Source organism: uncultured Caballeronia sp. (assembly GCF_964243625.1).
Lineage (GTDB): Bacteria > Pseudomonadota > Gammaproteobacteria > Burkholderiales > Burkholderiaceae > Caballeronia.
The window spans coordinates 1-3,055 of record NZ_CAXTGZ010000693.1 but is presented as its reverse complement, the minus strand read 5'-3'; the positions used below and the strand labels follow the sequence as shown (position 1 = coordinate 3,055).

The window sequence follows — 3,055 nt, the reverse complement described above, 5'->3', positions numbered from 1 at the left end:
TCACTTCTCGTCTACATTCGCCATTTTTAACGCTCACTCGAGCAAGCCTATGCCGCCCGAGCATAGGCCAGATAGATTTGGCATCTGTCCGATCGCCGGAAATGTTCGGACACTGGCGAGTAAAGCAAGTACATGAAAAGAACGGAGACAAAAATGACAGTACTCAAAAAGACTTGTGGTTTTTTAGTCGCGCTGATATCGCTTAATGGACACGCTCAGTCGAGTGATGCCGGCGGCGTTTCAGAACCGTCTAAAGGAATAACTTCATCGCAGCCAGACATGGCTCCGCCCAACGCGAAAGTCACGAAAAAAGCAGAGAAGCAGGCTAACCAAAGCCTGCAAAACGACGTGCGCCGGGCACTGTCCCGAAGCAAGGGATTAAATATTGCCGACGTGACGGTTCATGTGCGTGGCGGCGACGTGACGCTGCAAGGGTATATGCAGAGTCAGACGCAGGCTGACCAAGCAGCCGAAGTCGCTAAGGGAGTTAAAGGTGTTATTTCAGTCATCAACCAGATAGCAATCCGGCCCACGATGGGATCGTGACGCGCCCTTACACTTAAAGCGACTAAGGTTGCATTGCAACTGATCGAATCCGTTCCAAGGAATCAAGTTGAAAAAGATCGATATATACAACCACGTGTTGCCTCCTGCGTATTTCGAGCTCGTCAAGGCACACTCCAAGGATGCGGGTATCGTCAAACGCATGACCGGGTTGCGCATGCTATGGGACCTAGAGGCTCGTGCCGCTATGCTTGCGGAAAAGTTTCCGGATGTGGCTCAGGTTTTGACCTTAAGCCAGCCTTCGCCGGAAATGTTAGGCGGTCCTGACAGCTCACCGGCCCTCGCACGCGTGGCGAACGACGCAATGGCTGACATATGCAAGCGCTGGCCTGAGCAGTTCCCGGTGTTCGTCGCCGCTTTACCGATGAACAACATACTCGCCGCGCTCAAGGAAATGGATCGCGCTATCGGCGAACTCGGGGCTCGGGGAGTCCAGGTCGTCACCAATGTAAACGGCCGCCCGCTGGATGATCCCGAGTTCTTCCCGATCTTTAAAGCGATGGCCACGAAACACGATCTGCCCGTGTGGATGCATCCGTTTCGGCCGGGAACGACATCTGACTATAAGGGCGAAGACCGGTCGGAATATGAAATCTGGCAGGTGCTCGGCTGGCCCTTCGAAACATCTGTCGCGATGTCGCGCATGGTCTTCTCCGGCCTGCTGGAAAAGTTGCCGGCGTTGCGTATCATCACGCACCACTGTGGCGGCATGCTGCCGTATTTCGCCGGACGCGCGGAGTCCCTTTGGGCGCAACTCGGCAGCCGTAGCGCCGACGGCGGCGAAGCCGAGGTTCTCAAACGCCTTTCGAAACCACCCATCGAATACTTCAAGATGTTCTACGGCGACACGGTGCTGGGCGGCTCTGCTTCAGCACTGCGGTGCGGCCTCGACTTCTTTGGCGTCGATCATGTGGCATTCGCCTCGGACTGCCCGTTCGACCCCGAAGGCGGACCGATGTTTATCCGCGAGGGCATACGATCCATCGACGATCTCGGACTGAGCGAGGAGGAGCGCGATAAGCTCTATCTTGGCAACGCCCTCAAACTGATGCGCCCGCAGCGCATCGGCAAATCATGAGCGCGCTGGCGGGACGCCCCGCGCCGATCGTATCCACGCTCTGTCTGCCGCGTACGTTGTTCGCCCCGAATGCGGTCGCCTTGCTCGGGGACGAGCTCTGTGCGTTAAACGTCCAGCGGCCTTTGTTAGTGACAGATCGCGGTGTAGTGGCAGCCGGTCTTGCCGAAAAAATCTTTGCTGCTTGCGGTAGAAAGACATCAGTCGTTATCTTCGACAAGGTGACAGAAAACCCGTTATTTTCGGATGTCGACAGCGGCGCGGCGCTCTATGCGCGCGAAGCCTGCGACGGAGTAATCGCGCTCGGCGGCGGCTCGGTTATCGATACCGCAAAGCTCATTGCGTTGTTGGCAACGAATCCCGGTTCCGTTGCTAACTACGCGGGCGTGCCGAATGTTACGCACATCGAGGGCGCGCCGCTGATCGTCATTCCCACTACAGCAGGCACAGGCAGCGAGGCGTCACCCTCCTCCGGCATCCACCCCGATGCAGCGACTGCGTCTGTTGGGATGCATTCCCGCCATCTGGTGCCGCGCGTCGCCATTCTTGACCCCGACCTGACACATAGCTTGCCCAGCCGCCTTACCGCGGCGACCGGGATTGACGCGTTGTCGCACTGTATCGAAGGATATTTGTCGACCAAGAGCGTGCCGCTTGGCAAAGCGATCGCAATCGATGGAATCGCGCGCGTCGGCCGTTATTTGCGACGCGCTGTAGCTAACGGAGACGACACTGACGCTCGCGCGGAAATGATGATGGCCGCCTACGCGGGCGGCGTGTCGATTGGAATGGGATTGGGGCCCGCTCATGCAATCGCGTTGTCATGCAGTGATCAAGGCTTTCACCACGGAGTATTGAGTGGCATTGGCCTCGTCGCGACACTTGATTTCACCGCCGTCGACAGACCCGCGCAAACAGCACAAATCAGCCAAGCTTTGGGATTGGAGGCTTCCATGTCTCTTGCGCGAGGCGTGGCCGAGTTAATGCGCGAGTTGGGGCTGCCCTCGACGCTCGCCGAGCTGGGTTATTTGGCGAACGATATACCGGCGCTTGCACACGCCGCGCATACCAGCCACTTCAATCTTTTCGCACCCGCTCATCCGACAACCGCAGACTACTCAACGATGCTTAGTAACTCGCTAAAGAAAATATAGCGTCCGTTGTTCACGCGGCGACGGAACAAATTTCGTATTGAATAAGGAATCCAGATGGAAACCGTTTCAACGATGCAAACAAAGAAATATCGTCAACTGATTGCGGGTGAGTGGGTTACGGCAGCTACTGAAGCCACATTCGAAGACATGAATCCGTACGACAACACGGTCTTCGCGCACATCCCCGCATCGAGCGAGGCCGACGCGCAACGCGCTATCGACGCCGCTGCCAAAGCCTTTCCCGCGTGGGCGGCCATGGGCG

The 3,055-nt window shown here is 57.2% G+C and carries 4 protein-coding genes; all 4 read left to right on the top strand.

The features are described from left to right. Positions 1–153 precede the first annotated feature (153 nt). The gene (locus tag ACFFAR_RS29440) at positions 154–546 is read left to right on the top strand and encodes a BON domain-containing protein (protein ID WP_375509036.1); all 393 of its coding nucleotides are present in this window, start codon (positions 154–156) and stop codon (positions 544–546) included. 67 nt (positions 547–613) lie between these two features. Continuing rightward, a complete protein-coding gene (locus ACFFAR_RS29435; RefSeq protein ID WP_375509035.1) occupies positions 614–1,642 on the top strand; it encodes an amidohydrolase family protein in 1,029 nt (342 codons plus the stop codon). After that, positions 1,639–2,793, top strand: coding sequence for an iron-containing alcohol dehydrogenase (locus tag ACFFAR_RS29430; RefSeq protein ID WP_375509034.1), 1,155 nt, complete (start codon positions 1,639–1,641; stop codon positions 2,791–2,793). Before ACFFAR_RS29435 ends, ACFFAR_RS29430 begins: the two co-directional genes overlap by 4 nt. Positions 2,794–2,847: 54 nt before the next feature. Further along, positions 2,848–3,055, top strand: a 208-nt coding sequence (locus ACFFAR_RS29425; RefSeq protein WP_375509033.1) for an aldehyde dehydrogenase family protein, incomplete at its 3' end; no start/stop codon positions are given.